The following is a 26,959-nucleotide window of genomic DNA, read 5'->3' as shown; positions in this document are numbered from 1 at the left end:
GCATCACATCGCGGCGCAAAAGAGTTTCACCGTAGGGTGGACGGCATGGCTGTCGTGAAGATCAACGCGATCGAGGTCCCCGAAGGCGCAGGCCCCGAGCTGGAGAAGCGGTTCGCCGCGCGGCTGCACGCCGTCGACAACCAGCCCGGTTTCCTCGGCTTCGAACTGCTCCGCCCGGTCTCCGGCGAAAGCCGCTACTTCGTCTACACGAAGTGGGAGTCCGAAGAGGCCTATCAGGCGTGGGCGTCCGGCCCGGCGCGTGAGGCGCACGCGGGCGAGCGCGCGAAGCCGGTCTCCAGCGGCGCGAACCTGCTGGAATTCGAGGTCGTCCAGGCTTCGAAGCCGGGTGAGTGAGCTCGAACGAGCCGCGGAACTGATCGACGGCGCCGGCGCGCTGCTCGTCTGCGCCGGCGCCGGGATGGGCGTCGACTCCGGCCTGCCCGATTTCCGGGGCGACGAGGGTTTCTGGAAGGCGTATCCGCCCTACGAGCGGCTGGGCATCAGCTTCGTCGAACTCGCCGACCCGCGTCATTTCGCCGAAGATCCCGAGCTCGCCTGGGGTTTCTACGGGCACCGGCTCGCGCTGTACCGCGCGACGGTCCCGCACGAGGGGTTCCGGCTCCTGCTTTCCTGGGGAGCGCGCAAACCCGGCGGCGTCCGGACGTTCACGTCCAATGTGGACGGACAGTTCCAGAAGGCGGCGTACCCGCACGTCGCCGAAGCGCACGGGTCCATCCACCATCTCCAGTGCCTCGACCGGTGTACCGGCGAGATCTGGCCCGCCGTCGACGTCGAGGTCCCGATCGACGAGGACACGATGCGCGCGCTGGCGCCGCTGCCGTCGTGCCCGCGCTGCGGCGGCCTCGCCCGGCCCAACATCCTGATGTTCGGCGACTACGACTGGCTCGGGCAGCGCAGTCAGGCGCAGCTCGACGAGCTGACCGCGTGGCGCCGCCGGCATCGCGACCTCGTGGTCGTGGAACTCGGCGCCGGGCAGGCGGTGCCGACGGTGCGGCGCTACTCGGAGCTGGCCAGCGCCGCGACCGGCGCGCTGGTCCGGATCAACCCGCGCGAGCCGGGGATCCGGCACGGGCGCGGTGTCTCGCTCGCGAGCAACAGCCTCGAAACACTCAAGGCACTGGACGCGCTGCTGGCCTAAGGCCGGACCCACAGGTCGCGGCTGCTCGCCAGAACCACCCGTCCGTCCTCTTGGGTCTCCGCGGTGGTGATCCGCTCGGCCGGGCAGCCCAGCTCGCCCCGCTGCCAGCCACCGCCGCCGGGAACCCACACCACCGAGCACGACCGGTTCGAGGTCTGGGACCGGTTCCACTCGGTACGGTCCCCGAACAGCACCGCCCGGCCGGCCTTGTCCGCCGTCCCGCCGAGGATCCGGCCGTCCCCGATGGACGCGGTCTCCCAGGCGCCGGGCGCGCCGGTCACGACCAGCGCGCCGGCCGCGGAACCCCCGGCCAGCAGCCATTTCCCTTCCGTCCGGAGCACGGTGGAGAACCACATGTCGCTCGCCCGAACCTGAACCTGAGACACCGTCCAGGTCGCGCCCGCGTCGCCGGAGGCCCACACCCGCACGTCTCCGCCGAGGGCACCGGCCACGAGGACCTGATCGCCGTCGGCCGCGATCGCGGTCGGCGCCCAGTAGCCCGGTCTGTCCTGGGGCAGCACGATCTCGCGCTCGCGGCCCCCGAGCACCCACGCGATCGGCTCCGACCGGTTTTCACCGGGGAACTCCCGGACGCCGACGCCGATCAGGTTCCGGCCCGTGTCGGCCAGCGCCACCGGTTTCCGGTCGGGCCCCGGCTGGAACAGCCGCTCGACCTCGTCGACCGGGTCCCGCTGGAGGAAGGTCCGCCCGGCACCGGGCTGGGCGACGAAGCCCAGCGCGCTCTTCGCTTCACTCGGCGGCAGGTTTCCCGGAACGCAGCCAGTGAGCAGCGACAACGCGAGAACTCCCCAGAGCTTCCTCATGCGCGAGAAGCCTGCCAGCGGAAGGTCACTTTCCGGGCAGGACGATTTCCGCGTATACCGCGTCGTGATCGCTGCCGGGCGTCTCCAGCACCTTGAAGTCCGCGATGGCCGTCCGCTTGTCCGCCAGCACGTGGTCGATCGGCACCGGCGGCACCGCCCCGTTCGTCCAGGTGCCTTGCAGCGCCTTCCCCAGCTGATCGGCGGCGTCCACGTATCCCCTGGTCAGCAGCTCACGGAAGAGCGAGTGATCGAAGCTGGCGTTGAAGTCGCCCGCCAGGATCCGGATGTCGTGCTCGGCGTCGGCGTAGGGCAGGTCCTTGGCCTCGTCGACCCACGCGTGCCGGTCCCACATCGGCGCCGCCGGATGGACCGCGACGACCTCGATCCGGACGCCGTCGCCGAGGTCGATGCTCGCGCTCGGCTGCTTGTAGTCCGAGTCGCCGCTGAGCTTCAGGGGCGTGAGCGGGTACTTCGACACCAGTCCGGAGCCCGACGCCCACTCCGCCGGGTGCAGCACGTGGTACGGCAGAAGCTGGAACAGCCCGGCCCGGTCGAGCCCGGTGATCGCCTCGGGTGTCATCTCGGTCAGGCTCAGGACGTCGACCTGGTGTTCCTTCACGTAGCCGACGATCCTGGCCGGATCCGCCTGCCCGCCGAGCATGTTCGACGCGAGGACGCGGACGTGCTTGCCGCCGAGCGCCTTCTGCTCACCTCCGAACGCGCGGGGCAGCACCAGCGCGGCGATCGTGCAGGTCAGCACCAGTGCGACGGCCGCGGTCCACCAGCGGCGGAGCCCCAGCGCGAGGACGCCGAGCACGAGGGTCGCGATCCCCGCGTAGGGCGTCAGCGCGAGCGCGGCGATCGTGTACGTGTTGCCGTCGTAACCCACCAGCCGCATCGCCGTCAGCACCGCGAACGGCACGACCGCCGCGACGAGCAGCCCGCTGACCAGCTTCCGCCCGGAACCCCGACGCGCCGCGGGACGGACCCGTTCTTCGATCACCATGACGTCGAGTATGCCGATCACGGACGCTGTGACGGCGGTCTCCACAAGACCTTCACAACCTCCTCACACCGCGTCTACCAGCACGTATCAGCCGCTGCCAGCGCGCTGTGCGCGGTCTGCCAGGCCAGGGGTGCACCTTTGTCCGCGGGGCGAGATCCACAGGAGGAAACGATGACTCACGCGATCAGGGCCGAGGGCCTGGTCAAACACTATGGGGAGACGAAGGCGCTCGACGGGGTCGATCTGGAGGTCCCGGCGGGCAAGGTGGTCGGGGTGCTGGGGCCGAACGGCGCGGGGAAGACGACCGCCGTCCGGATCCTGGCCACCTTGATCCGGCCGGACCGCGGCCACGCGAGCGTCTTCGGGTACGACGTCGTCAAGAACCCGATGGCGGTCCGCGGCATGATCGGGCTGACCGGGCAGTACGCGTCGGTCGACGAGGACCTCTCCGGTACGGAGAACCTGGTCCTGATCGGCAGGCTGCTGGAGTTCTCGAGGGCGGACGCGAAGAAGCGCGCGGCCGATCTGCTGGAGCGGTTCGAGCTGACCGACGCCGCCGGCCGCGCGATCAAGACCTACTCGGGCGGCATGCGGCGGCGGCTCGACCTCGCCGCGAGCCTCGTCGGCCGTCCCAAGGTGCTGTACCTGGACGAGCCGACCACCGGCCTCGACCCGCACGCCCGCAACGAGGTCTGGGCCGTGGTCCGGACGCTGGTCGCGGACGGGACCACGGTGCTGCTCACCACGCAGTACCTGGAGGAGGCCGACCAGCTGGCCGACACGATCACCGTGTTCGACCACGGGCACGTCGTGGCGAACGGGCGGGCCGACGAGCTCAAGCGGCGGACCGGCGGCCAGACGCTGCAGGTCCGGCCGACCGCGCTCGCCGACCTCGACGCCGTCGAGCGCATCCTGGCCGGCCTCACCGGGGTCCGGCCGAACCGGGACGACGACACCGGGCTGCTCACCGCGCCCGTCGCCGACCCGGTCCTGCTGTCCACTCTGGTCCGCAAGCTGGACGAAGCCGGGATCACCGCGGACGAGCTGGCGCTGCGGCTGCCCAGCCTCGACGAGGTGTTCCTCGCGCTGACCGGCAAGAACACTCAGTCCACAAAGGACACGACTCCGGAAGGGAGCCTGGTATGACGACCATCGCCGCGCCCGCACCACCACGGCGCGTTTCACTCTCCAGCAGCGTTCAGCACGGGCTTTCCCTTGCCTGGCGCGGCGTCCTGAAGATCCGCAAGAACCCGGAGCAGCTGGCCGACGTCACGCTCGCGCCGATCATCTTCCTGGTCATGTTCGTCTACCTGTTCGGTGGCGCGATCATGGGCAGCACCGAGGGCTACCTCCAGATGATCGTGCCCGGCATCATGGTGTTCAACATCCTGCAGGCCAGCATGACCGTCGGCGTCCAGCTCAACACCGACGTCACCAAGGGCGTGTTCGACCGGTTCCGCGCGATGCCGATCGCGCGGTCCGCACCACTGATCGGCGCCGTGCTGGCCGACATCGTGCGGTACGTGGTGTGCCTCGTCGTCCTGATGGTCGTCGCGACGATCATGGGCTACCGGATCCAGACCGGACCGGCGGAGTTCGCGCTGGCGATCGTGCTGGTGATCGCGTTCGCGCTGTCGTTCTGCTGGGCCTCGGTGTTCGTCGGGATGCTGCTGAAGAGCCCCGGCGCGGTGCAGGGCCTGATGTTCGTGGTGCTGATGCCGCTGACCTTCGGCAGCAACGTGTTCGTGGGGACGAGCACGATGCCCGGCTGGCTGAAGGCGTGGGCCGACATCAGCCCGGTGACGCAGATGTCCGACGTCCTGCGCGGGTTGATGAACGGCGGGCCGATCGCCGGCCCGCTGACCGGCTCGCTGATCTGGATGGCGGCCGCGATCGCGGTCTTCTTCCCGCTCGCCACTTGGGCTTACCGGAAGCGCGTCTGACGGGGGTCAGGGGGAACGCGCGTGAAGGGCTCCTTGCCTCATCCGAGGCGAGGGGCCCTTCTTCACGCGCCCATTTCCTGGCTGATCCAGGCGACCAGCTCGGGCCGGGAACTCCCGGCGTCCTGTGCGAGCAGCTCCTCGTAGCGCTCCTCGCCGAAGTGCGCGCGGAGGCTGTCGATCAACGCCCGGATGCCGGGCTCGCCGAGATCCAGCCTGCCCCTGAGGAGTTTCGCCGCGCCGAGCAGCCGGACCGCGGGCTCGGGCCGTCCCTGCCGGAACCGGATCAGGCCGCAGACCTCGACGATCCGCCCGAGATCGGGCATGTCGCCCCGGTCCGCGGTGGACTTCACGACGATCGCGGCGCCACGCTCGGCCCCGGCCAGATCCCCGGCGGCCAGCGCCACCTCCGTGTCGATGTACCCGCCGAACTCCTCGCCGAACATGCCCGGCATCGGCACGGTGGCCATCAGCTCACGGAACCGGGCGGCGACCGCCCGCGCCTCGTCGATCCGGCCGGCGCGGCTGAACAGGTCGGCCTTGCCCACCAGCACCATCACCGCGAGCTGGTCGTTGCCGGTGTCGACCGCGTAGCGTTCGGCGTCGCCTATCTCGCGCAGGCCCGTTTCGATGTCACCGGCCCGCGCGTACTCCGTCGCGAGCCGCCAGCGCTGCTGGATCACGTCGTCCTGCGAACCCAGTTCGAGCGCGAGGGCGAGCCCCTGCCGGTACAGCGCGAGCGCGGTCTCGTGATCGCCGGACATCGAGATGTCGCTCGCCTTCATGCCCACCGCCATCGCGGTGCCCCAGCGGTCTCCGATGGCGAGGAATCCTTCGTAAGCCCTGTCCCTGGCCCGTTCGGCCCCTTCGGTGTCGCCGTCGTCGGTGAGGATGAAGCTCTGCGCCCAGGCTCCCGCGGACCTCGCCCACGGGTCAGGGTTCGCCAGCGCCCTTTCCACCTCGCGGTGCGCGAGTTCCTTGTCCTGGCTGAAGAAGGCCAGCATGGGCAGGCCGATGGCCAGCCCGGTGAACCTGGTGTGCGCGTTCGTCCGCACGCATTCTTCGATGAGTTCCCGCACGACTTCGGGGTCGCCGACCCCGGGGATCATCGTGGTGATCTCGCGCATCGCCACGAACGCGGCCGCGAAGTCCTCGTCCAGGCGGTCGCCGAAAGTGAGCACCTCGGCGACGAAGGACTCGACCCGACCGCTGTCGCCCTTGATCAGCCAGTACCAGAAAGTGCTGCCGAACAGGTGCATCGCCATCTCCGCGTCACCCGCGTCGATGGCCTGACGGAGCGCCGTCACGATGTTGCCGTGCTCGGCGTCGTACCGCGAGATGGCCGTGAGCTGGTCCCTCGTCCGCAGCAACGGCTCCAGCCGCTCGGCGAGTTCGGCGTAGTAGCGGTGATACGCCTTCGTCAGCCGTGGCCGTTCTTCGGCCTCGTCGAGACGCTCCGCCCCGTACGCCCGGATGGTCTCCAGCATGCGGTAGCGCGGCTCGCCGTGATCACCGGCCGTCGCGTCCACAATGGACTTCTCGACGAGCGAGCCGAGGACGTACATGACGTCTTCGGCGGGCAGGCCGTCCCCGGCGCAGACGCTTTCGACCGCTTCGACCTCGGCACCCGCCCCGAAAACCGAAAGCCGTCTCGCCAGGACGCGTTCGGCGTCGTCCAGGAGATCCCAGCTCCACTCGACGACGGCGCGCAGTGTGCGCTGCCTCGGCAAAGCCGTCCGGCTGCCGGAGGTCAGCAGGCGGAAGCGGTCGTCGAGGCGCCGCGAGATCTGCGCGACGGTCATCGACCGCAGCCGTGCGGCGGCCAGTTCCAGCGCCAACGGCATCCCGTCCAGCCGTCGGCAGATCTGCGCGACGTCGTCCACAGTGGACTCGTCGAGGACGAAGTCCGGCCGCACGGCCGCCGCCCGGTCGACGAACAGCCGGATCGCGCCCGCCTCGGCGGCCTGCGGGACCGTCGGCTTCCCTTCCGGCACGGACAACGGGCCGAGCGGGCACAGCGTCTCGCCGTCGATGGCCAGCGCCTCGCGGCTCGTCGCGAGGATCCGCAGGGTCGGCACGCGGCGCAGCAGGGTGTTCGCCAGCTCCGCGGCCGCGTCGACCAGATGCTCGCAGTTGTCCAGCACCAGCACCGATTCGCCGGCGCCGAGCGTCTCCACGACCCGGACCAGCGCCTCCACCGGCCGCCGCATCGGGTCGCCACTGTGCGAGAGGCCGAGGTCCCACAGCTCCAGCGCGGCGAAGACCGCGCCGGGCAGGTCACCAGGGTCGCGGACACCGGCGAGCGGCACGAACCAGACGCGTCCGCGCGTATGCGCCGGGTGCCGCGTCGCGACCTCGGTGGCCAGCCGCGTCTTCCCCGCGCCGCCGGGCCCGACGAGCGTCACCAGCCGCGCGCCGGCGAGGAGTTCGGCGATCAGTTTCAGCTCGTCGTCACGGCCGACGAAGCTGGTCAGCCGCACCGGGAGGTGATCGGCCGCCGCGGGTGGTGGGCCGAGTTCGCCGCGCAGTGCGGAGAGGTGGATCTCCTGGAGTTCGGCCGAGGGATCGACGCCCAGTTCGTCGGCCAGCGCCGCCCGGACCTCCTCGTAGAAGGCGAGGGCGTCGGACTGCCGGTCCGCCGCGCACAACGCCCGGATCCACAGCCCGGCGAGCCGTTCGCGCAGCGGGTGCCGCGCGGCCGCCTCCTTGAGATCGGCCAGGACCCGGTCGTGCCCGCCGAGCCGGATCTCGGCCTCGAAGCGGTCTTCGGCGGCTTCGAGGCGCAGGTCCTCCAGCCGAGTCGCGGGCGCCTGCGCGAAGGGGGCGTCGAGGACATCGGACAGCGCCTGACCACGCCAGAGTCCGAGCGCTTCGGCGAGGATCACGGCCGCACCGGCGTCCCGGCCCGCCGCCAGTTCCGCGCGGCCCTCGGCGGCCAGCCGCTCGAAGCGGCACGCGTCGACGTCCTCGCGGGCGACGTCCAGCCGGTAGCCGCCCGGCCCCGAGTCGAGGGCGACGTCGTCGGCGCGCAGGACCTTGCGCAACCGCGAGACCAGGGATTGCAGCGCGTTCGCGGCGTCGGCAGGCGGTTCCGCGCCCCAGAGACCGTCGATGAGGGCCGCCGCCGGGACGGCGCGGCCGGGCTCCAGCGCGAGCCTGGCCAAGAGCATGCGGAGGCGGGCACCGCCGATGTCGACCGGGATGCCGTCACCGGCCTCCGCTCCGACCGGGCCCAGCAGCGTCACACGCACGCCCCCAGCTTTCCAGAAGGCGCCACTCAATACCCCGACCAGGCTGTGTCTCTCGAAGCGCGCGGCCGGGTCCCGTAGCTCTTCCAGGCGACGGAAGGCGGGATTTTCCGGGCACGAAGGAGCTTTCCGGGCGGACGACCGAGGTCACGGCGTTAGGTTCGGGGCCAAATGACAGCCGATCGACTGGGAGCGTGAATGAGGTACCGGAGCGCGGCGGTCATCGCCGCCGTCCTGGCCGCGAGTGTCCTCGGCGGCGGGACCGCCCTCGCCGACACCGGCAAACCCGGCGCCGACGGCGCGGGCGACAGCTACTACCCGCAGGACGGCAACGGCGGCTACGACGTCGCCGACTACAACCTGAAAGTCGGCTACGAGCCCGCCACCAAACAGCTCACCGGCCTGGCGACGATCACCGGCCGGACGACGCAGTCGCTGAGCTCGTTCAACCTCGACCTGCACGGGCTCACCGTCGACTCGGTCAAGGTCAACGGGCGGAAGGCGACCTTCACGCGGACCGGTGACCACGAGCTGGTCATCACCCCGGCCCGTCCGCTGCGGAACCACGAGCGGTTCGCCGCCGAGATCGCCTACCACGGCTCCCCGCAGCCGATCGAGGATCCGTCGCTGGGCGCGAACGGCTGGCAGTACGCGAAATCCGGCGGCGCTTTCGTCGCGGGCGAGCCGAAATCCGCGACGACCTGGTACCCGGTCAACGACACCCCGCGCGACAAGGCGACCTTCCACCTCGCGATCACCGTTCCCTCGGAATGGAGCGTGATCTCGAACGGCGTCGAGCGCGGGCAGGTCAAGAACGGCAAGGACACCACCTACTCCTGGGCCGAAGAGACCCCCGCCGTGCCGTACATGACGACGGTCGCGATCGACAAGTGGGAGTTCGAGCGGACGAAGCTGTCCGACGGCACCCCGGTCGTCAACGCCTACGCCCCCGGCACCCCGGCCGCGACCAAGCAGGCCGAGGCGCGGCTGCCGGAGATCATCGACTTCCTGGCGTCGAAGTTCGGGCGGTACCCGGTGGACGCGGCGGGCGGCATCTTCCTCGCCGAGCCGATCGGGTTCTCGCTGGAGACGCTGAGCAGGCCGATCTACTCGGGCGCGGCGGGCAACGTGCCGACGATCGTGCACGAGAACGCCCACCAGTGGTGGGGTGACTCGGTCGCCGTCGACAAGTGGAAGGACGTCTGCCTCAACGAATGCTTCGCCTCGTACGCGGAGTGGATGTGGTCCGAGGCGAAGACGGGCCAGGACCTGAAGGCGCGCTACCTGACCGCCGTGCAGAAGGCGACGGACCGGTTCTGGGCCGGGAAGCTCTACGACATGGGCCCCGGCAACGAGTTCACCTACGTGTACTCGAAGGGCCCGGTGGCGCTGCACGCGCTGAAGAACTACATCGGCGCGGCGCCGTTCGACCGCATCCTGAGGACGTGGCCCGCCCTGCATCGCGACGGCAACGCGAGCCTGCCGGAGTTCCAGAAGTTCGCCGAGCGCATCGCGCACAAGAACCTCCAGGGCTTCTTCGACGCGTGGTTCTACGGCAACACCAAGCCGGCGCCCGAGTTCCTCTATCCCGGGGACCTCAAGCCGGCTGCCTAGCGGGCGTCACACGTTAGGGTGAGGGGCATGACGTCTGTGCTCCTCACCGGCTTCGAACCGTTCGGCGGTGAGCGGGTGAACCCGTCGTGGCAGGCGGTTTCCCTGCTCACCGGCCGGCGGCACGACACGGTGGCCGTCGAACTGCCGTGCGTGTTCTCGCGCTCGCTGGTCACCTTGCGCGACGCGATCGACGAATACCGCCCGGACCTGGTGATCTGCGTCGGACAGGCGGGCGGCCGCGCCGACGTCACCCCGGAACGGGTCGCGATCAACCTGATCGACGCCCGCATCCCGGACAACGCGGGCTCACAGCCCGTCGACGTCCCGGTGATCCCCGGCGGGCCCAACGCCTACTTCACGACACTGCCGGTGAAGGCGAGTGTCGCGGGGATCAAGAACGCGGGACTTCCCGCGTCGGTCTCGCACACCGCCGGGACGTACGTGTGCAATCAGGTCTTCTACGGGCTGATGCACTTGCTGGACAACGATTTTCCCGGCGTGCGCGGCGGTTTCGTGCACATTCCCTACACGCCGGAGCAGGCCGCGCGGACGACGGCGCCGAGCCTGGCCACGCATCGCGCGGCGGAGGCGCTGGAGATCATCGTGGACACCGCGCTCACGGTGACCGAGGACCTCTCGACCCCGGCGGGCAGCCTGCACTGATCAGGGCTTGAGCTGCGCGGTGAAGAACTCGACCATCTCCGCGGTCGTCCGTGCGCTGCCGTCGCTGCGGGTCGAGACGAGCATCGCGGTCAAGGGCGCGTCTTCGGTCCCGAAAAGCACGATGCCGCTTCGCTTGCCGACGCCCGCCAGGTAGCGCCCTCGCAGCCCGTCTGCGGCCCAGGTGCCCTCCACGGGCTTGCCCTTGGTCATCTGCGCCCGGACTCCGGCCTCCAGACCGGTCATCGGGACACCTTGGTAGTAGTTGATCGCGTTCGACGCCTTGTCGTCCTGGAACACACAGGTGACCGCGACCGCCGCACCCACCGTGGCGGCCGCGTCCGGCGCGTCGTGGCAGTCGTCGCGCTGCGGGATGACGGCGGCGATCCGGCGGAGACAGTCCGTGAACCCCTGCGCATCCTTCGGCCCCGGCTGATCGCAAGCCGGCTTCGGCACTGCTGGGACCTGCGCGGCCACGGGCTCGTCCTTGCCGCCGCCGAGCAGGACGATCGTCGTCACGATCGCCGCGAGGGCGACCACGATGACGCCGTACGTCGTGGGTCGCTGCCAGTTCCGGCCCGGCGGCGGAGGCGGCGTGGGCGGTGTCCAGCGCGGCGGCTGCGGGCGCCTCGCCGGGGGTGGCGGCTGCTGCTGCTGGACGGGCGGCTGGTGGACGGGCGGCTGCCGCACCGGCGGTGAGACCGGCGCGAAAGCGGGCACGGTCAGCTGGGAGTCCTCGCCGCCCGCGGGCACGTGGTGCAGCCCGAACGCGACCGCCGTCTCAGGCTGGTCCTGCGTCGTCGGCGCGATCCTGAGCTGGTTCGCCAGCAGGCTGGCCAGCAGCGGCATCCGGCTCGGCCCGCCGACGAGGTAGACGCCGCCGAGCCGGTCCGGGGACAGTCCGGCGCGATGGATCGTGGCGGCCAGGAGCTCGCCACTGCGCAGGAAACTCGGCCGGACGAGCGCCTCCAGCTCCATCCGCGTCACCCGCACGTCGCCGAACGGCTCCGGCATCGGGATCTCGGTCTGCTGGTGCCGGGACAGGCTTTCCTTGGCGTCACGGACATCCTGCAGCAACGACCGGCGGGTGCGGCGGTCGCTGACCGACTGCGGGCGCAGGATCCGTTGCCACCGCGCGGGTTCGGAATGCGACACCTCGCGGCCGATGTGCACCAGCAGCGCCTGGTCGATGTCGAGACTGCCGAGATCGGGCAGGCCGTCCTCGGCGAGCACGGCGAACCCCTGGGCGCTGACACCGACGACAGCGCAGTCGAACGTGCCCGCCCCGAGGTCGTAGACCGCGATCGGACCGGGCGGCCGGTGACCGTTGTTCAGGGAGGCGTAGTGCGCGGCGGCGGCGACCGGCTCGGGGATGAGCACCGTCGTCCCGAATCCGGCCTTGAGCGCGGCCTCGTGGAGGATCTGCTTGCGATCCGGGCCCCAGCCCGCGGGATGGGAAATGCGCACCTGCGCGGGCGGGCGCTGCAGGAGCAGCTCGGCCTCTTCGCCGACGCGGCGCAGGACCGCGGCGAAGGCGTCGGCGATGGGGAGCGTGACGTCACCGAGCTGGAGCGCGCCCTCGTCGATGCGCCGCTTCGGGTTCGCCTCGAACCGGCTCGGATCCAGTCTGGCCCGGCGTTCGGCGTCGCGGCCGACGAAGACGGTGCCGTCCTTGTCGACGTAGATCGCGGACGACATCGTCACCGACCCGTCGATCTCGACGACCTGCGTCCCCCTGCCGTGGATCGAAAGCACCCCCACCGTGCTGGAGGTACCGAAATCGATCGCCAGAACGTCCACCTGACCCCCTCCCGGACCCGAGGGCATCGTCTCACGCGATCATCGCGGGACCGGGACGGGTCAGACAGCGGTGGAAATGGTGACGTCGTGATCGTCGAAATCGGCCACCACCCGCATCCGGCCGCCCAAGGCGACGATGTACCTGCGAAGCGTGTCCAATTCCATCTGGCTCGGATCGCCCTGCTCGAGCTGGCTGATCCGCGGCTGGCTCACGCCCATCCGCTTGGCGACCTCGGTCTGGCTCAGCCCGACATCTTCGCGAAGTTCCGACAGGCGAAAACCGAGAACATAGGCTTGCGTGGCTTCTCGCGCCTCTGCCCGCACTGCTTCGACGTCGCGGCCCGCGGCCAGATCCGCAGCGAGCTTTTCCGCCTTGACCTCTTTCCAGGACCGACCCATTTCAGCCTTCCTCCAACGCGTCCAGATGCCGCCGGTATCGCTCCTCCGCGATCGGGATGTTGATGTCGTACCACCGTTTCCAGTTTCCGGCCTTGTCACCGGCCACCAGCAGCACGGCCTTCCTGACCGGATCGAAGACGAACAAGATCCTGATCTCGGACCGCCCCGCCGACGCCGGACGCAACTCTTTCAAGTGGTGCCTGCGCGAGCCACTGATCCGATCCACCAGTGGCCGCCCGAGCTGCGGTCCTTCACGAGCGAGCATGTCGATCGCCTCTTCGACCCTGTCGGCCGTACACGGCTCTTCCCGGCACAGCGCCGTGAACCAGCGATCCACTTCGTCGTGAAGTTCGATCTCCCACGTCATCAGCCGACCATAATGTAGACCTTATATCTACCGGGGCCCGAAGGCCAGAGTTCCCACGAAAGCGCGCTCACGTCCCCCGATCACGCGAGTCGCGCCTCCAAGCACGCGTGTCGTCCGTCCAAGCACGCGTGTCGTCCGTCCAAGCACGCGTGTCGCGCCTCTGATCACACGTGTCGTCCATCCACGCCCGCAGGCCATCCGTGCCGAAAAGGCGAACTCGCGTGATCAGAAGGCGAACTCGCGTGATTGGAGGCGTAACTCGCGTGATCAGACGGACGACACGACCCCGGAGCGCGAAAGTGCCCGCCGCGGCGAACCCGCGACGGGCACTTTCAGAACCAGAGAGCCTTACTCGCCCTCGGCTTCACCGTTCTCTTCGGTCGAGCCGGCGCCGATGCTGACCGGCGGGGCGTCCGGGACCGACGAGGGACGGGCTTCGCCGCGGAAGACGAAGTGCGCCTTGTCGTCCTTCTCGCCCTCTTCGTCGTTCCAGCCTTCGACGTCGACCAGGATGATCTGCCCGGCCTGGACCTCGCCGAACAGGATCTTCTCCGACAGCTGGTCCTCGATCTCGCGCTGGATCGTGCGACGCAGCGGCCGCGCGCCCAGCACCGGGTCGAAGCCGCGCTTGGCGAGCAGCGACTTGGCCTTGGGCGTGAGCTCGAGCTCCATGTCCTTGGCCTTGAGCTGCGTCTCGACCCGGGCGATCATCAGATCGACCATCTCGATGATCTGTTCCTTGGTCAGCTGGTGGAAGACGATGATGTCGTCGATCCGGTTCAGGAACTCGGGCCGGAAATGCTTCTTCATTTCCTCGTTGACCTTTTGCTTCATCTTCTCGTACCGGTTGGTGCTGTCACCGCCGGACGAGAACCCGAGCGAGACGGACTTGGAGATGTCCGAGGTACCCAGGTTCGAGGTGAAGATGAGCACGGTGTTCTTGAAGTCGACCGTACGACCCTGGCCGTCGGTGAGACGACCGTCTTCGAGGACCTGCAGGAGCGTGTTGTAGATCTCCTGGTGGGCCTTCTCGATCTCGTCGAACAGCACCACCGAGAACGGCTTGCGTCGCACCTTCTCGGTCAGCTGGCCGCCCTCTTCGTAGCCGACGTAGCCCGGAGGGGCACCGAAGAGCCGCGAAGCGGTGTAGCGGTCGTGGAACTCGCCCATGTCGATCTGGATGAGCGCGTCGTCCTCGCCGAAGAGGAACGCCGCCAGCGCCTTGGACAGCTCGGTCTTACCGACACCGGACGGACCGGCGAAGATGAACGAGCCGGAGGGGCGCTTCGGGTCCTTCAGACCGGCGCGGGTACGGCGGATCGCCTGGGAGACGGCCTTGACCGCGTCCTCCTGGCCGATGATCCGCTTGTGCAGCTCGTCCTCCATGCGGAGCAGACGCGTGGTCTCCTCCTCGGTGAGCTTGAACACCGGGATGCCGGTCCAGTTGGCGAGGACCTCGGCGATCTGCTCCTCGTCGACCTCGGCGACGACGTCGAGGTCGCCGTCCTTCCACTGCTTCTCCCGCTCGCCCTTCTGGCCGAGGAGGGTCTTCTCCTCGTCACGGAGGCGGGCGGCGCGCTCGAAGTCCTGCGCGTCTATCGCGGACTCCTTGTCCCGGCGCACGTCGGCGATCTTCTCGTCGAACTCGCGCAGGTCCGGCGGCGCGGTCATGCGGCGGATGCGCATCCGGGCGCCGGCCTCGTCGATCAGGTCGATCGCCTTGTCCGGGAGGAACCGGTCGTTGATGTAGCGGTCCGCCAGGGTGGCCGCCTGCACCAGCGCGCCGTCGGTGATCGAGACGCGGTGGTGCGCCTCGTACCGGTCGCGAAGACCCTTGAGGATCTCGATCGTGTGCTCGAGCGACGGCTCGCCGACCTGGATCGGCTGGAAGCGGCGCTCCAGCGCGGCGTCCTTCTCGATGTACTTGCGGTACTCCTCGAGGGTGGTCGCGCCGATCGTCTGCAGCTCACCACGGGCCAGCATCGGCTTCAGGATGGAGGCGGCGTCGATCGCGCCCTCGGCGGCACCCGCGCCGACGAGCGTGTGCAGCTCGTCGATGAACAGGATGATGTCGCCGCGGGTCTTGATCTCCTTGAGCACCTTCTTGAGGCGCTCTTCGAAGTCACCGCGGTACCGGGAACCGGCGACCAGGGAGCCGAGGTCGAGGGTGTAGAGCTGCTTGTCCTTCAGCGTCTCCGGGACCTCGCCCTTGACGATGTTCTGCGCGAGCCCTTCGACGACGGCGGTCTTGCCGACGCCGGGCTCACCGATCAGGACCGGGTTGTTCTTGGTGCGCCGCGACAGCACCTGCATGACCCGCTCGATCTCCTTGCCGCGGCCGATGACCGGGTCGAGCTTGCCTTCGCGGGCCTGGACGGTCAGGTTGCGGCCGAACTGGTCGAGCACCAGCGACGACGACGGGGTGCCTTCACCGCGTCCGGAGCCGGTCTCGGTCGACTCCTTGCCACCCTGGTAGCCCGACAGCAGCTGCAGGACCTGCTGACGCACCCGGTTGAGGTCCGCGCCGAGCTTGACGAGCACCTGCGCGGCGACGCCTTCTCCTTCGCGGATCAGCCCGAGCAGGATGTGCTCGGTGCCGATGTAGTTGTGGCCGAGCTGCAGCGCTTCGCGCAGCGACAGCTCCAGCACCTTCTTGGCCCGCGGGGTGAAGGGGATGTGCCCGCTCGGGGCCTGCTGCCCCTGGCCGATGATCTCCTCGACCTGCTGGCGGACGCCCTCCAGCGCGATGCCCAGCGATTCCAGCGCCTTGGCGGCGACACCTTCACCCTCGTGGATCAGACCCAGGAGGATGTGCTCGGTGCCGATGTAGTTGTGGTTGAGCATCCTGGCCTCTTCTTGGGCCAGGACGACCACCCGCCTCGCGCGGTCGGTGAACCTCTCAAACATGTGCACTCCCTCGACTGCTGCGACGGCGGCCCGTTTCCATCGTGCTTTCACCGCGATGGATTCAGCACCGTGAGACCACTCTAGTAGCCATGCGGTCGCGCTGGCGTACCACTACGGCTGATTGCGGCCCGTTCGCGCCCTGGCCGTTCTCCGGCCGTGCGCTCTTTCATCTTCCGGTTGCCCTGCACCTTTACGTCAAGCACAACGTGCGAACGCGTGCCCGGATTCCGCCGGATGCGCGTTGTCCGCTGAGCGCGAACACGGTCCGCGAACGCGAGTCCGCCCAGTGGATGGACACCCGTCCGGAGTAGTCACGGATCGTATGTAAGGTTAGGCGTACCTAATGACGGGAGGACGGCGTGTCGCATCCCCGTGTGCTCGCGTCACCCGGAGACGGGCTCCGAGCCTCCCTCTCACGGCTTCCCGGGGACGCCCGGATCCGCGGCGAGGTGCCGGAGGGCGAGCCGGACTGGGTCAGTTGTGCCGATCTGCTCGGCGAACCGGCCCGTCTCGTGCGCTGGCGGGAGCGGCTCGGCGGCTGGCTGGCGGAGACGTACCCGGAAGCGCCCGGCATCCCCGAGCGAATCCCGGCGAGCTGGATCCTGTCCTGGTACCTGCACGTCCCGGCGTTCGCCGGCGCGACGCTGCTGCACCACGCCCGTCGCGTCCCGTCGCTGGCGCCGTCCGCGCTGGCGTTCCGGATCGGCGCCGACCGGCCGCATCCCGGCTCCGTCGCCGTCCTCGGCGGCGGCTTCCACTGCTTGCCGACCGACCCGGGCTCGGCGCGCCCGGAGGCCGTCGTCGTCCCTGACGAGCGGGCGCTGGCGACCGTGCTGCGAGGCAGGTTCGTCGCGCACGCGAGCCGGTTCATCGACGTCTACGGGCCGCTGACGAGGCTCGGGCGGCGGCAGCTGTGGGCGGCGGCCACGGACGCGCTCGACAACGCGCTGTGGTCGGCGGGACTGCTGGGCGGGACCCCGGAGGCCGAGGGCGCCGGGGTCGCGGACGCCGCGCTGGTCCTCGAATCGCGGTTCCCGCCGCTGACGTCGGCGTCGAAGCTGACGCTGGCCACGGGAGCCGACGGACGCCGCGAGTGGACGAGAAACCGCGAAAGCTGCTGTTACTCCTATCTGCTGCCCGCGGAATCGGAATGCGGCGGCTGTCCGCGAATCCGTTAAGCGGTCCAGGCGGGATTCCGTCCCGTCGCGCCCAAAGCGCGTTCGAACGTCGTTGCGCCTTCCGCAACAGTCACTTCTTCGCCGTACACCTTCATAGAGCGCGCCTGCTCGCCCATCGCGACGGCGGAGTCGTACACGGCCTCAGCCGCTTCGGGCGCGACGTCGACGGTGCGGCCGATCGCGCGAGCGAGATCCCAGCCGTGGAGGACGAACTCGCCGAGCACCATGTCACCGACGAACGAGGCGGGCATCTCCGCCGTGCCGAGCGCCGTCATGCCTTGCCAAGCTTCGGGTGCCCCGAAGACTTCCACGAGCCGGGCGGTCTGCCGCTCGGCCGCGTCGAGCCACTCGGCGCCGACGAGACCCGCTTCCGCTTCGCCAGTGGCCACTTCGGGCGGCGGCGCCTTGCGTCCGGCGGCTTCGAGCCAGGGACCCCAGTAGAGAAGGTGGTTCAGCAGCGCGCGGACGTCGTACTCGGCGCACGGGGTGCGGGCGGTGAGTTCGGCCTCGCCGATCCCGCGCAGGATTCCGGCGAATTCCGCGGCGGCGGGGGCGATCAGGGCAGCGTGTTCGGCCATGAGGGCATGAGCTCACGGGAACCGGTGTGCTGTCTTGAAGAAACGCGACACGATTAGGTTGATCCGGTGAGCGGGCACCGGATCCCGGCGGGGATCGTCAATGCGCGAGAGGCGAGCGCGGCGTTCGAGCTCGTCCGCCACCGGCCGTCGCCGGAGCTGCGGCCGTTCGTCGACCATCACTGGGTGCTGCGCTGGGATCTGACCGGCCGCGGCCCCCATGAACAGGTGGTCCTGCCCAATCTCGCGGTCAACGTCACGTTCTTCAGCGACGTGGCGGGCGCCTTCGGTCCGGGGAAACGACCTTTCCGCTACGTCGTCGCCGGGAAGGACCACGGTATCGGCGTGCGATTCCGGCCGGGGGCTTTCCGGGCATTCCTCACCGGTCCGGTCACGATGATCTCCGGCGGTTCCGTTCCGCTCGCCGATCTCTTCCCCGGCACCGGACCGGTGACGGAATCGGTACGGAATGCGACGGGCGACTTCGAAATGATCCGGGCGGTGGAGGAACTGCTCCTGGCGAAACAGCCGGTGCTCACCGACGCGGCCAGGACGGCCATCGAAGCGGTGGAAACAATCGCCGCCGAACCGGCCATTACCCGGGTCGGCGAGCTGTCAAGCCGGACGGGCCTGTCTCAGCGGAGCCTGCAACGACTGTTCGCCGACCACGTCGGCGCCGCCCCCAAATGGGCGATTCAGGTATACCGATTGAACGAAGCGGCGGCACGGATCGCAGCCGAGGAACGGCCGGACTACGCGAAACTGGCGTTCACGCTGGGCTATAGCGACCAAGCGCACTTCATCCGGGATTTCCGCTCCGTGACCGGATGGGCGCCCACGGAGTACGCTCGCTTGAACCGTGTACAAGAACAAGAAAGCCGCCGGGAAAAGTTTCCCGGCGGCCGTCAGGTCTGAAAGACCTCAGTTCTTCTTGTGGTAGGCCTCCACGACCTCGGACGGGATACGTCCGCGGTCGGAAACCTGGAAGCCGTTCTTGCGGGCCCAGGCGCGAATGGCCTGGTTCTGCTCGCGGTCCACGGTCGCGGGGCGGGCGGCGGCCTTCACGCCGGCGACCGGACGAATGGCGGTGCGCTTACGGCCACCCGCGCGACGGGCGTGCTCCACATACTGGGCGAGCGCGTCGCGAAGCTCTTCCGCGTTTTCCGCGGAAAGGTCGATCTGGTAGCTCACACCGTCCAAACCGAACTCGACGGTCTCTTCCGCCTCAGTGCCGTCGAGGTCGTCGACGAGCGAGACGAGCACCTTCTGTGCCATCTGTTTCCTCCTGCTGGGGGCTTACACGAATGATCTGGTACGGGGCATGCCCCGGACAGAAGACTTTGTCTAGCGACATTAATACCCGCTACCGAGACATAACGCAAATCTTGTTTACGAGAACGATCGAGGTATCTGTCACGCGGACGGGTTATTCGGGTCGGACGAGCGGGAACAGGATGGTCTCCCGGATACCAAGGCCGGTCAGCGCCATCAGCAACCGGTCGATCCCCATTCCGACACCACCGCTCGGCGGCATTCCGTACTCCAGCGCACGGAGGAAATCCTCATCGAGGTTCATGGCCTCACTATCACCCTGCGCACCCAGCCGAGCCTGTTCCACCAGACGCTGACGCTCTACCACGGGATCGACCAGCTCGGAGTATCCGGTGGCCAGTTCGAATCCGCGCACGTACAGATCCCACTTCTCGGCCACCCCCGGCTTGCTGCGGTGTTGCCTGGTCAGCGGGGATGTCTCGACCGGAAAATCACGGACAAAAGTAGGTTCGTGGAGATGATCGCCGACGAGATGTTCCCAAAGTTCTTCGATGATTTTGCCGTGGCCTAACTTTGGGTCGAGCTCCAGCTCTCGCGCTTCGGCATAGGAACGGAGCTTGTCCGCCGATGTCTCGGGAGTGACCTCTTCCGACAACGCCTCGGACAACGACTCGTACATTCCGAGCGTGGTCCACTCGCCGGACAGGTCGTACTCCGAACCGTCGGCGAGAGTGACCACCTGAGTACCGAGAACGTTCTGCGCCGCCTCCTGGATGAGCTGACGCGTCATCACCGCGTTGGAGTCATAGGTCGCATACGCTTCGTAGTACTCGAGCATGGCGAACTCGGGCGAGTGGGACGAGTCGCTGCCCTCGTTCCGGAAGTTCCGGTTGATCTCGAAGACCTTCTCGATACCGCCGACCACGCAACGCTTGAGGTAGAGCTCCGGAGCGATCCTCAGGTACAGATCGAGGTCGAAGGCATTCGAATGTGTGACGAATGGGCGCGCCGCGGCGCCGCCGTGCAGCGTTTGCAGCATCGGGGTCTCGACCTCGAGGAATCCCCGGCCGTGAAACGAGTCACGCAGGGAACGCAGCACACCGGCACGGGTACGGACCACGTCCCGCGCCTTGGGACGCACGATCAGATCGACATAACGCTGCCGGATCCGCGTTTCCTCGGCCAGGTCTTTGTGCGCCACGGGCAACGGACGCAATGCTTTCGACGTGATCCGCCATGAGTCGGCCATCACGGAAAGCTCACCGCGCTTGGAGGTGATGACCTCGCCCTGGACGAATACGTGATCACCGAGATCGACATCGGACTTCCACGCCGCGAGAGCGTCCTCGCCGACCTTCGCGAGGCTGAGCATCGCCTGCAACTCGGTGCCGTCGCCTTCACGGAGGCTCGCGAAACACAGTTTGCCGGTATTGCGCATGTACATGACCCGGCCGGTGATGCCGACGGTCTCGCCGGTGGCCGTGTCGACAGGAAGGCCGGAATGCTTCTCGCGCACTTCGGCCAGCGAGTGCGTCCGAGGCACCTCGACCGGATACGGATCGATACCCTCCGCGATTATCCGGTCGCGCTTGTCCCGGCGCACCCGCATCTGTTCCGGCAGGTCTTCGTCGGGGCTCACGCCCTCGGATGCGGGGATTTCAGTCATGCGCACAGCGTACGAACCCACCGCTTCCCTACGCCAACCGGATTACCTTTTCCACGTCCGGGCCGGTGGGTTTTCTCTCCATTAACCTGGATCACGTGAACTCATCCACTCCCGGCATCGAACCCGAACTGCACGCACGCCGCGCCGCCTCGTTCGGCGCGGAGGCCGCCGCCTATGCCGCGCACCGGCCCGACTATCCGGAAAAGGCACTGGCCTGGGGGCTGGCCGGCGCGAAGGGAACACCGGAACGGGTCCTCGACCTCGCCGCGGGAACCGGCAAGGTCAGCGAGGGCCTGCTCGCGCTGGGCGTCGCGGTCACCGCGGTGGAACCGGACGCCGAAATGCTGGAAGAACTCATCAAGACGCTGCCCGCCGTGACCCCGCTCATCGGGACGGCCGAAGCGATCCCGCTGCCGGACGGGTCGGTGGACGCCGTGGTCGTCGGCCAGGCCGTCCACTGGTTCGACCTCGACCGGGCCTATCCGGAGATGGCCAGGGTGCTGAAACCGGGCGGAGTCGTTGCCGCGCTGTGGAACCACGACGACGAATCGGCGGGCTGGTTGGCCGAGTTGAACAAGCTGATCAAGACCTCCATGAGCAGGCGCTGGCTCAGCGACTACGAATCGCTTCCGGAACACGAGGCTTTCGCGCCGTTCGAGAAGAAGACTTTCGGTCACAAACAACCCAGGACGGCCGAAACCCTGGTGGCGACTCTCGCCACGCATTCACACATGCTGGTGGCCACGGCGGAGGAACGCGAAGCCAAACTTCGCGCGGCCCGGGAATTCCTCGACCGGAACCCGGAAACCGCCTCCGGCGAATTCGACCTGCCGATCACCACCACGGTCTTCCGGGCGGGTAAACGTTGACCGACTGGAAGGCGGCGTTCACGGCGACGTTCCGCGCGCCCGCCTCCGCGGTGTCCGCGCGGATCTGGGCCGAGGTGTACGGCGACGAGTACCCGGCCGAACTGGACACCTACAGCTTCGTGACCCGGTCCGACCTGCACCACATCGCCCGCGAGGCACGGCTCGCACCGGGCGGGCGCCTGGCCGACATCGGCTGCGGCAGGGGCGGGCCGGGGCTGTGGGTCGCCGCGCACACCCGCGCGACGCTCACCGGCGTCGACATCGCGGAGACCGCGCTGGCTTCGGCCCGGCGTCGCGCGGAGAGCATGGACGTCGAGCCTGCCGGATTCCGCGTCGGCAGCTTCGAGGACACCGGACTGGACGACGCCTCCTTCGAGGCGGTGATGAGCATCGACGCGCTGCTGTTCGCCCCGGACAAGCCTCGCGCCTGCGCGGAGTTCGCCCGGATCCTGGCTCCCGGCGGACGGCTGCTCGTCACGACCTGGGACTTCGAAGGACAGCCGGTGAACCGGCCGCCGCAGGTGGCCGACCACCGGCCGCTGCTGGAGGAAGCCGGATTCGACGTCCTCTCCTACGAGGTGACGCCGGATTGGCGGGAGCGGCAGCGGCGGACCATGGAGCTGTCACTGGAGCGTGTGGCGGATCTGGCGGCCGAATCGGGGGATGATCCGGACAGGCTGTGCACAAGCTTCGAACAGACGCTGCGGAACCAGGATCTGATGACGCGTCGGGTACTGATCGTCGCTTCGCTCCGCTGACCCCGCCGCAATTAGTCCTCTGGATGCGGTGGTTGGGCCGGCGGGTGTTGTGAAAGCCACTTTCGCAACGTTGAAGGTTGCGAAAGTGGCTTTCACNNTGTGAAAGCCACTTTCGCAACGTTGAAGGTTGCGAAAGTGGCTTTCACAACCCGCCCCGCCCCACCCCAAGGACTATGTGAGCGCCGGGTGCTGATGGTCGCCTCACGCCGCTGAACCCACCGCAATTAGTCCTCTGGATGCGGTCCTTGCGTGTGCAAGGACCGCATTCAGAGGACTAATTGCGGTGGTTTCGTTCGTAGACCAGCCGCAGGCCCAGCAGCGTCAGATCCGGCACGTGCTCGGTGATGGTCTCGGACTCCTCCAGCACCAGCGGCGCCAGGCCGCCGGTCGCGATCACCGCGACCGGATCGGTCCCGCCCGGGGAGAGCTCGCGTTCGATCCGCTTCACCAGGCCGTCGACCTGGCCCGCGAAGCCGTAGAGGATGCCGGATTGCAGGCATTCCACGGTGTTCTTCCCGATCACCGACCGCGGCGGCGCGAGTTCCACCTTGCGCAGCGCCGCGGCCCGCGCGGCCAGGGCGTCGACCGAGATCTCGATACCGGGCGCGAACGCGCCGCCGAGGAACTCGCCCTTGGCGGAGATGGCGTCCACATTGGTCGAAGTGCCGAAATCCACCACCACACAGGCGCTGGCAGGGTGCAGATGGTGCGCGGCCAGGGTGTTCACCAGCCTGTCCGCGCCCACCTCCTTGGGGTTGTCGACCAGGAGCGGCACGCCGGTGCGCACTCCCGGCTCGATGACGATCTTCGGCAGTTTGGCGTAATACCGCGAAAGCATCACGCGAAGTTCGCGCAGCACGGCGGGAACCGTCGACAGCGCGCTGATCCCGGTCACCGCGTCGGCGTGCCGTCCGAGGAGCCCGCGCATGGTCAGCGCGAGCTCGTCGGCGGTGATCCGCGCGTCGGTGCGCATACGCCAGTCACCGACCAGCTCCCGGCCGGAGTACAGCCCCAGAACGATATTGGTGTTGCCGACGTCGACCGTGAGCAGCAAGGACTCAGCTTTCGGCGTGCAGTAGCGCGTCGAGACGGCGTGCGTCGGCGGTTTCGGCGACCGGGAAGGTCATCGTGTCGTCGTCGGCCAGCGTCACGGTGCCGCTCATCAGCCCGGAACCCTCCGGCGCGTGCCCGGGGTTGACGCCCTTCTCGACGATCCGGTTGTCCGCGTCGACGAAGACGACCCGCGGCCGGAACGCGGCCGCCTCGGCGTTCTCCATCTGCGCGTACGAAATCAGGATCACCAGGTCGCCCGGGTGCACCAGATGCGCCGCGGCGCCGTTGATGCCGAGCACCCCGCTGCCGCGCTCGCCGGCGATCACGTAGGTCTCGAGCCGCGCGCCGTTGGTGACGTCCACAATGGACACCTGTTCGCCCGGCAGCAGATCCGCCGCGTCCATCAGGTCCTCGTCGACGGTCACCGACCCGACGTAGTGGAGATCGGCCTGGGTGACCGTCGCCCGGTGAATCTTCGATTTCAGCATGGTGCGGTACATCGTGGACTCTCCCTATTCCCCTGCGTCCAGCGCGTGTTCCGGATGGTCCGCGGCCGCGCCGAGCACCACACCGACGTTGTCGATCAGCCGGGTACTCCCCACCCGGGCCGCGATCAGCAACCGCGCTTCACCGTCGACGGGCGCGGGCCCGAGGTCGGTTCCCCTCAATTCCAGATAGTCGATCTCGACCGCGGGCCGCGCGGCGAGGGTCTGCCTGGCGGTCGCCAGCACGGCTTCCGCGCCGTCGCGCCCGACGAAGGCACCCGCGGTGAGTGCCGCCGACAACACGATCGCGTCCTCGCGCTGTTCAGGGGTCAGGTAGACGTTGCGCGAGGACAACGCCAGCCCGTCGCGTTCCCGGACCGTCGGCACCCCGATGACGCGGGTTTCGAAGTTCAGGTCACGCACCATCTTCTTGATCAGCACCAGCTGCTGGTAGTCCTTCTCCCCGAAGAAGGCGTAGTCCGGCCGCACGATGTTGAACAGTTTCGCCACCACGGTGAGCACGCCGGCGAAATGCCCCGGCCGCACCGCTCCCTCCAGCTCGTCGCCGAGCTCGCCCGGGTGCACCGTGACGGCGGCGCCCTCGGGGTAAAGATCCGACGCCTTGGGCAGGAAGCCCAGTTCGACGCCGTCCTCCTTCAGTACTTCGAGGTCCTTGTCCAGCGGACGCGGGTACGCCTCGAAGTCCTCGCCCTCCCCGAACTGCAAGGGATTCACGAAGATCGACGTCGCGACGACGGTGTTCGGCAGCCGCTTCGCCCGGCGGATCAGCTCGCGGTGTCCCGCGTGCAGGGCGCCCATCGTGGGCACCAGCGCGACCTTGCGGCCGACCCCGTGCAGGGCGCGCGTCACCTGGCTGACCTGCTCCGGCGGCTGGAAGGTGTGCAGCGTGCCTCGGGCGAATTTCGGTGTGGTCACTGCTTTTGCTGCCCTTCGGCGGGATCTGCGGGATCGGCTGGATCACTGAGGAGTTCGGTGAGCTCGGCGGCGGCCGAGGAGTCCAAGAGCCCGGCGGCGTCGCCGCGCGCCAGCGTGCGCTTGGCCAGCGCGCGATAGCTCGGGACGATGTCGGGGCCACGTTCGGCCAGCACCGTGAGGTGCTTGCGCACGGTGCCGAGATCACCACGGGCCACCGGCCCGGTCAGCGCCCGGTCCCCGTGTCGCAGAACATTATCCAATGCCGCCGACAACAACGGAGCCACCACGCGTTCGGGCTGGGCGATTCCCGCCTCCCGCAACAGTTCCGCGCAGTCGGCGACCAGTGTCATCAGGTGGTTCGCGCCATGCGCCAACGCCGCGTGATAGAGCGCTCGCGCTTCGTCAGGGACCCGGACGGGCTCCGCGCCCATCTCCACGGTCAGCGCCTCACCGACGTTCCACGCGGCTTCGTCACCCTCAGCGGCGGTGACGCCGACGCTGCACGCGGCCAGCCTGTCGAGGTCTTCGGCGCGGCCGGTGAAGGTCATCACGGGATGCAGGGCCAGCGGCAGTGCCCCGGCCTCGGCGGCGGGCGCGAGGACGTCGATGCCGTGTGCCCCGGAAGTGTGCACGACGATCTGTCCCGGGCGCAGCGAACCGGTGGCGACGAAACCGCGCACCATCCCGGCGAGCGCGTCGTCGGGCAGGGCCAGCAGGACGAGATCGGCGCGGCGGGCGACTTCGTCGGGCGGCAGGAGAGGCACGTCGGGAAGCAGTTGCTCCGCCCGGCGTACCGAAGCGCTGGAAAGGCCCGAAGCCGCGACGACCGTATGGCCGGCCCTGCTGAGGGCGGCGCCGACGACGCTGCCGACCCGGCCGGCGGAAACGACGCCGACGGCCAGGCGAGCGGGCCTCATCATGGCGTGCGCCAGTGGACGCTCATGGTCGAAACTCCTCAACTCGTTCCAGTCCCGCTCGGCAATCGCGGGTACCAGACGACGGCGCGAGGGTAACCCTCCGGCACGCGTCTGAAACGGCCCTCGTGACCAGCTTCACCTGACAGTGGTCACCCGCGCGGTGCGCCGTCGGCCAGCCGGACGGCCTCGGCCCGCGACGTCTTCAGCACCTGGAGCAGCTCACGCTGCCGCTGTTTCGCCTCGTCGGTGAGCTTCCGGCCGCGCCGCAGGAACGCGAGCTCGGTCACGCTGGCCTGGTACCGGCCGACGGCCTTCGCCGCTTCCCGGCCCGACTGCTTCCGCGCCTGTTTCCGCCACGACCGCCGTCCGGACAGGCTGGCCAGCAACGCGACCTCGGAGGGGGCGATCCAGCGCGCGTCGACCATCATCGGCAGCGCCGCCGCGACGATCCGCTGCTCCCGGCGGCGCTGCATGACCACCACCGAGAAGACCCCGATGAACAGCGGCACCATGATCAGGAAATAGACGTTCAGGAAGGTCTTGGCGCCGCCGAGCAGCGCGGCGCCGTTCCACAGGGCGTGCAGCAGCACGGCGACGATGTAGCCGCCGATCGGCGCCAGGATCCGCAGCGAGCGGACCTTGGTGCTCGCGGCGACCCCGAGCCCGATCCCGGTCATCACGGCGAACAGCGGATGCGTGAACGGCGAAAGCACGCCGCGGAGGAAGAAGGCCGCGAGCACACCCGCGCTCGTGCCGTCGCCGAATCCGTGCTCGGCGAAGGCGCGGCCGAAGTAATAGATGTTCTCGGTGAACGCGAAGCCCGCGGCGGTGAACCCGGCGTAGACGATGCCGTCCACGACGCCGTCGAACTCGGCCGGGCGGCGCCACCAGAGCAGCAGGATGAAAGCGGCCTTCGCGGCCTCCTCGACCAGCGGCGCGGAGACCAGGCCGCTGATCTTGCCGCCTCCGCCGCTGCCGAGCAGCAGGTCACCGACGGCTTCGGCGCCGCTGTTGAGCAGTAGCGCGATGATCGTCGCGACGCACGCGCCCCAGACGAACGACAGCAGCAGGAGCTTCGGCGGTTCCGGTTCCCAGCGGTCGACCCACAGGAACGCGGTGACCACCACGGCGACCGGGACGAGCGCCGCGAGCACGCCGATCGTCACCGCGGGCAGGCCGACCTTCTCGGTCACCGTGCCGAAGACGAACAGCCCGCAGAGCGCGACGGCGATCAGCCCGAGCACCGGCAGCAGCACGGTGATCGACCGGGACCGGCGGGCCCGGTCGGGACCGGGCGCCGGGGAGGAAGGCTCGCTCACAGCGGGT

Annotated in this window: 25 protein-coding genes; 10 read left to right on the top strand and 15 right to left on the bottom strand. The window is 68.9% G+C overall.

What is annotated here, in order from left to right; genetic code table 11:
• Positions 1-45 precede the first annotated feature (45 nt).
• Together B0293_RS00680 and B0293_RS00675 are read left to right on the top strand one after the other, a co-directional pair.
• A complete protein-coding gene (locus B0293_RS00680; RefSeq protein ID WP_005165349.1) occupies positions 46-354 on the top strand; it encodes an antibiotic biosynthesis monooxygenase family protein in 309 nt (102 codons plus the stop codon).
• A complete protein-coding gene (locus B0293_RS00675) occupies positions 347-1,159 on the top strand; it encodes an SIR2 family NAD-dependent protein deacylase (protein ID WP_005165351.1) in 813 nt (270 codons plus the stop codon). Before B0293_RS00680 ends, B0293_RS00675 begins: the two co-directional genes overlap by 8 nt.
• Here the strand turns inward: B0293_RS00675 and B0293_RS00670 are convergent.
• Positions 1,156-1,983 (bottom strand): hypothetical protein, encoded by an 828-nt coding sequence (locus tag B0293_RS00670; protein WP_039919386.1) that lies wholly within the window; start codon positions 1,981-1,983, stop codon positions 1,156-1,158. The two genes, B0293_RS00675 and B0293_RS00670, sit on opposite strands and share 4 nt — an antisense overlap.
• Before the next feature lie 25 nt (positions 1,984-2,008).
• Complete coding sequence (locus tag B0293_RS00665; protein ID WP_005165354.1) at positions 2,009-3,034, bottom strand: endonuclease/exonuclease/phosphatase family protein; 1,026 nt, start codon at positions 3,032-3,034, stop codon at positions 2,009-2,011.
• Between the two features lie 126 nt (positions 3,035-3,160).
• Here B0293_RS00665 and B0293_RS00660 point away from each other — a divergent pair, with 126 nt between their 5' ends.
• Entirely contained in the window at positions 3,161-4,135 is a 975-nt protein-coding gene (locus tag B0293_RS00660; protein WP_005165355.1) for a daunorubicin resistance protein DrrA family ABC transporter ATP-binding protein, read from the top strand.
• Positions 4,132-4,932, top strand: coding sequence for an ABC transporter permease (locus B0293_RS00655; protein WP_005165356.1), 801 nt, complete (start codon positions 4,132-4,134; stop codon positions 4,930-4,932). Before B0293_RS00660 ends, B0293_RS00655 begins: the two co-directional genes overlap by 4 nt.
• A gap of 62 nt (positions 4,933-4,994) precedes the next feature.
• On the opposite strand, the gene B0293_RS00650 is transcribed toward B0293_RS00655, so the two are convergent.
• The gene (locus B0293_RS00650; RefSeq protein ID WP_005165357.1) at positions 4,995-8,180 is read right to left on the bottom strand and encodes a BTAD domain-containing putative transcriptional regulator; all 3,186 of its coding nucleotides are present in this window, start codon (positions 8,178-8,180) and stop codon (positions 4,995-4,997) included.
• 195 nt (positions 8,181-8,375) lie between these two features.
• On the opposite strand from B0293_RS00650, the gene B0293_RS00645 reads away from it, so the two are divergent.
• A complete protein-coding gene (locus tag B0293_RS00645) occupies positions 8,376-9,791 on the top strand; it encodes a M1 family metallopeptidase (protein ID WP_005165358.1) in 1,416 nt (471 codons plus the stop codon).
• Between the two features lie 27 nt (positions 9,792-9,818).
• Positions 9,819-10,454, top strand: coding sequence for a pyroglutamyl-peptidase I (gene pcp, locus B0293_RS00640; RefSeq protein WP_005165360.1), 636 nt, complete (start codon positions 9,819-9,821; stop codon positions 10,452-10,454).
• Here the strand turns inward: pcp and B0293_RS00635 are convergent, their stop codons facing one another.
• The 4 genes from B0293_RS00635 to B0293_RS00620 form a co-directional block, all read right to left on the bottom strand.
• Positions 10,455-12,251 (bottom strand): Hsp70 family protein, encoded by a 1,797-nt coding sequence (locus B0293_RS00635; RefSeq protein ID WP_005165362.1) that lies wholly within the window; start codon positions 12,249-12,251, stop codon positions 10,455-10,457.
• 60 nt (positions 12,252-12,311) lie between these two features.
• Complete coding sequence (locus B0293_RS00630) at positions 12,312-12,650, bottom strand: helix-turn-helix domain-containing protein (RefSeq protein WP_005165365.1); 339 nt, start codon at positions 12,648-12,650, stop codon at positions 12,312-12,314.
• A gap of 1 nt (position 12,651) precedes the next feature.
• A complete protein-coding gene (locus tag B0293_RS00625; protein WP_005165368.1) occupies positions 12,652-13,017 on the bottom strand; it encodes a type II toxin-antitoxin system RelE/ParE family toxin in 366 nt (121 codons plus the stop codon).
• 348 nt (positions 13,018-13,365) lie between these two features.
• Complete coding sequence (locus tag B0293_RS00620) at positions 13,366-15,924, bottom strand: ATP-dependent Clp protease ATP-binding subunit (protein ID WP_005165370.1); 2,559 nt, start codon at positions 15,922-15,924, stop codon at positions 13,366-13,368.
• 359 nt (positions 15,925-16,283) lie between these two features.
• On the opposite strand from B0293_RS00620, the gene B0293_RS00615 reads away from it, so the two are divergent.
• Positions 16,284-17,102: a (2Fe-2S)-binding protein gene (locus tag B0293_RS00615; RefSeq protein ID WP_039919387.1), complete on the top strand. Its 819-nt coding sequence runs from the start codon at positions 16,284-16,286 to the stop codon at positions 17,100-17,102.
• On the opposite strand, the gene B0293_RS00610 is transcribed toward B0293_RS00615, so the two are convergent.
• Entirely contained in the window at positions 17,099-17,680 is a 582-nt protein-coding gene (locus B0293_RS00610) for a TIGR03086 family metal-binding protein (RefSeq protein WP_005165375.1), read from the bottom strand. The genes B0293_RS00615 and B0293_RS00610 overlap by 4 nt on opposite strands.
• A 66-nt stretch (positions 17,681-17,746) precedes the next feature.
• Here B0293_RS00610 and B0293_RS00605 point away from each other — a divergent pair, with 66 nt between their 5' ends.
• Entirely contained in the window at positions 17,747-18,592 is an 846-nt protein-coding gene (locus tag B0293_RS00605) for an AraC family transcriptional regulator (RefSeq protein WP_005165377.1), read from the top strand.
• Between the two features lie 6 nt (positions 18,593-18,598).
• Here B0293_RS00605 and B0293_RS00600 read toward each other — a convergent pair whose 3' ends face one another.
• Positions 18,599-18,952, bottom strand: a complete 354-nt coding sequence (locus B0293_RS00600; protein ID WP_005165380.1) for a histone-like nucleoid-structuring protein Lsr2 — start codon at positions 18,950-18,952, stop codon at positions 18,599-18,601.
• A gap of 151 nt (positions 18,953-19,103) precedes the next feature.
• Positions 19,104-20,615, bottom strand: a complete 1,512-nt coding sequence (gene lysS, locus B0293_RS00595; protein ID WP_039919389.1) for a lysine--tRNA ligase — start codon at positions 20,613-20,615, stop codon at positions 19,104-19,106.
• 95 nt (positions 20,616-20,710) lie between these two features.
• Between lysS and B0293_RS00590 the strand changes: the two genes are divergently transcribed.
• Together B0293_RS00590 and B0293_RS00585 are read left to right on the top strand one after the other, a co-directional pair.
• Positions 20,711-21,484: a class I SAM-dependent methyltransferase gene (locus B0293_RS00590; RefSeq protein ID WP_005165384.1), complete on the top strand. Its 774-nt coding sequence runs from the start codon at positions 20,711-20,713 to the stop codon at positions 21,482-21,484.
• The gene (locus tag B0293_RS00585; RefSeq protein ID WP_005165387.1) at positions 21,481-22,242 is read left to right on the top strand and encodes a class I SAM-dependent methyltransferase; all 762 of its coding nucleotides are present in this window, start codon (positions 21,481-21,483) and stop codon (positions 22,240-22,242) included. The genes B0293_RS00590 and B0293_RS00585 overlap by 4 nt, the downstream gene beginning before the upstream one ends.
• 274 nt (positions 22,243-22,516) lie before the next feature.
• Here the strand turns inward: B0293_RS00585 and B0293_RS00580 are convergent, their stop codons facing one another.
• The 5 genes from B0293_RS00580 to B0293_RS00560 all read right to left on the bottom strand — a co-directional run bounded on the left by B0293_RS00580 (position 22,517) and on the right by B0293_RS00560 (position 26,952).
• Positions 22,517-23,296 carry a type III pantothenate kinase gene (locus B0293_RS00580; protein WP_005168053.1) on the bottom strand — a complete coding sequence of 260 codons (780 nt, stop codon included), beginning with the start codon at positions 23,294-23,296 and terminating at the stop codon, positions 22,517-22,519.
• 4 nt (positions 23,297-23,300) lie between these two features.
• A complete protein-coding gene (gene panD, locus B0293_RS00575) occupies positions 23,301-23,795 on the bottom strand; it encodes an aspartate 1-decarboxylase (RefSeq protein WP_005168051.1) in 495 nt (164 codons plus the stop codon).
• 12 nt (positions 23,796-23,807) lie between these two features.
• Positions 23,808-24,716, bottom strand: a complete 909-nt coding sequence (gene panC, locus B0293_RS00570) for a pantoate--beta-alanine ligase (RefSeq protein ID WP_005168050.1) — start codon at positions 24,714-24,716, stop codon at positions 23,808-23,810.
• Positions 24,713-25,648, bottom strand: coding sequence for a Rossmann-like and DUF2520 domain-containing protein (locus tag B0293_RS00565; protein ID WP_407640093.1), 936 nt, complete (start codon positions 25,646-25,648; stop codon positions 24,713-24,715). The genes panC and B0293_RS00565 overlap by 4 nt, the downstream gene beginning before the upstream one ends.
• Positions 25,649-25,782: 134 nt before the next feature.
• Positions 25,783-26,952 carry a PrsW family intramembrane metalloprotease gene (locus B0293_RS00560; protein WP_005168047.1) on the bottom strand — a complete coding sequence of 390 codons (1,170 nt, stop codon included), beginning with the start codon at positions 26,950-26,952 and terminating at the stop codon, positions 25,783-25,785.
• Positions 26,953-26,959 lie beyond the last annotated feature (7 nt).

The organism is Amycolatopsis azurea DSM 43854 (assembly GCF_001995215.1).
Classification (GTDB): domain Bacteria; phylum Actinomycetota; class Actinomycetes; order Mycobacteriales; family Pseudonocardiaceae; genus Amycolatopsis; species Amycolatopsis azurea.
This window is presented reverse-complemented; position numbering and strand designations above follow the sequence as displayed.

What these genes read in the sequence shown, in the direction of transcription:
- lysS (WP_039919389.1), bottom strand. Translation starts at nt 20,615, where the DNA reads ATGACTGAAATCCCCGCATCCGAGGGCGTGAGCCCCGACGAAGACCTG.
- pcp (WP_005165360.1), top strand. Translation starts at nt 9,819, where the DNA reads ATGACGTCTGTGCTCCTCACCGGCTTCGAACCGTTCGGCGGTGAGCGG.
- B0293_RS00620 (WP_005165370.1), bottom strand. Translation starts at nt 15,924, where the DNA reads ATGTTTGAGAGGTTCACCGACCGCGCGAGGCGGGTGGTCGTCCTGGCC.
- B0293_RS00645 (WP_005165358.1), top strand. Translation starts at nt 8,376, where the DNA reads ATGAGGTACCGGAGCGCGGCGGTCATCGCCGCCGTCCTGGCCGCGAGT.
- B0293_RS00655 (WP_005165356.1), top strand. Translation starts at nt 4,132, where the DNA reads ATGACGACCATCGCCGCGCCCGCACCACCACGGCGCGTTTCACTCTCC.
- B0293_RS00600 (WP_005165380.1), bottom strand. Translation starts at nt 18,952, where the DNA reads ATGGCACAGAAGGTGCTCGTCTCGCTCGTCGACGACCTCGACGGCACT.
- B0293_RS00625 (WP_005165368.1), bottom strand. Translation starts at nt 13,017, where the DNA reads ATGACGTGGGAGATCGAACTTCACGACGAAGTGGATCGCTGGTTCACG.
- B0293_RS00670 (WP_039919386.1), bottom strand. Translation starts at nt 1,983, where the DNA reads ATGAGGAAGCTCTGGGGAGTTCTCGCGTTGTCGCTGCTCACTGGCTGC.
- B0293_RS00610 (WP_005165375.1), bottom strand. Translation starts at nt 17,680, where the DNA reads ATGGCCGAACACGCTGCCCTGATCGCCCCCGCCGCCGCGGAATTCGCC.
- B0293_RS00680 (WP_005165349.1), top strand. Translation starts at nt 46, where the DNA reads ATGGCTGTCGTGAAGATCAACGCGATCGAGGTCCCCGAAGGCGCAGGC.
- B0293_RS00660 (WP_005165355.1), top strand. Translation starts at nt 3,161, where the DNA reads ATGACTCACGCGATCAGGGCCGAGGGCCTGGTCAAACACTATGGGGAG.
- panD (WP_005168051.1), bottom strand. Translation starts at nt 23,795, where the DNA reads ATGTACCGCACCATGCTGAAATCGAAGATTCACCGGGCGACGGTCACC.
- B0293_RS00630 (WP_005165365.1), bottom strand. Translation starts at nt 12,650, where the DNA reads ATGGGTCGGTCCTGGAAAGAGGTCAAGGCGGAAAAGCTCGCTGCGGAT.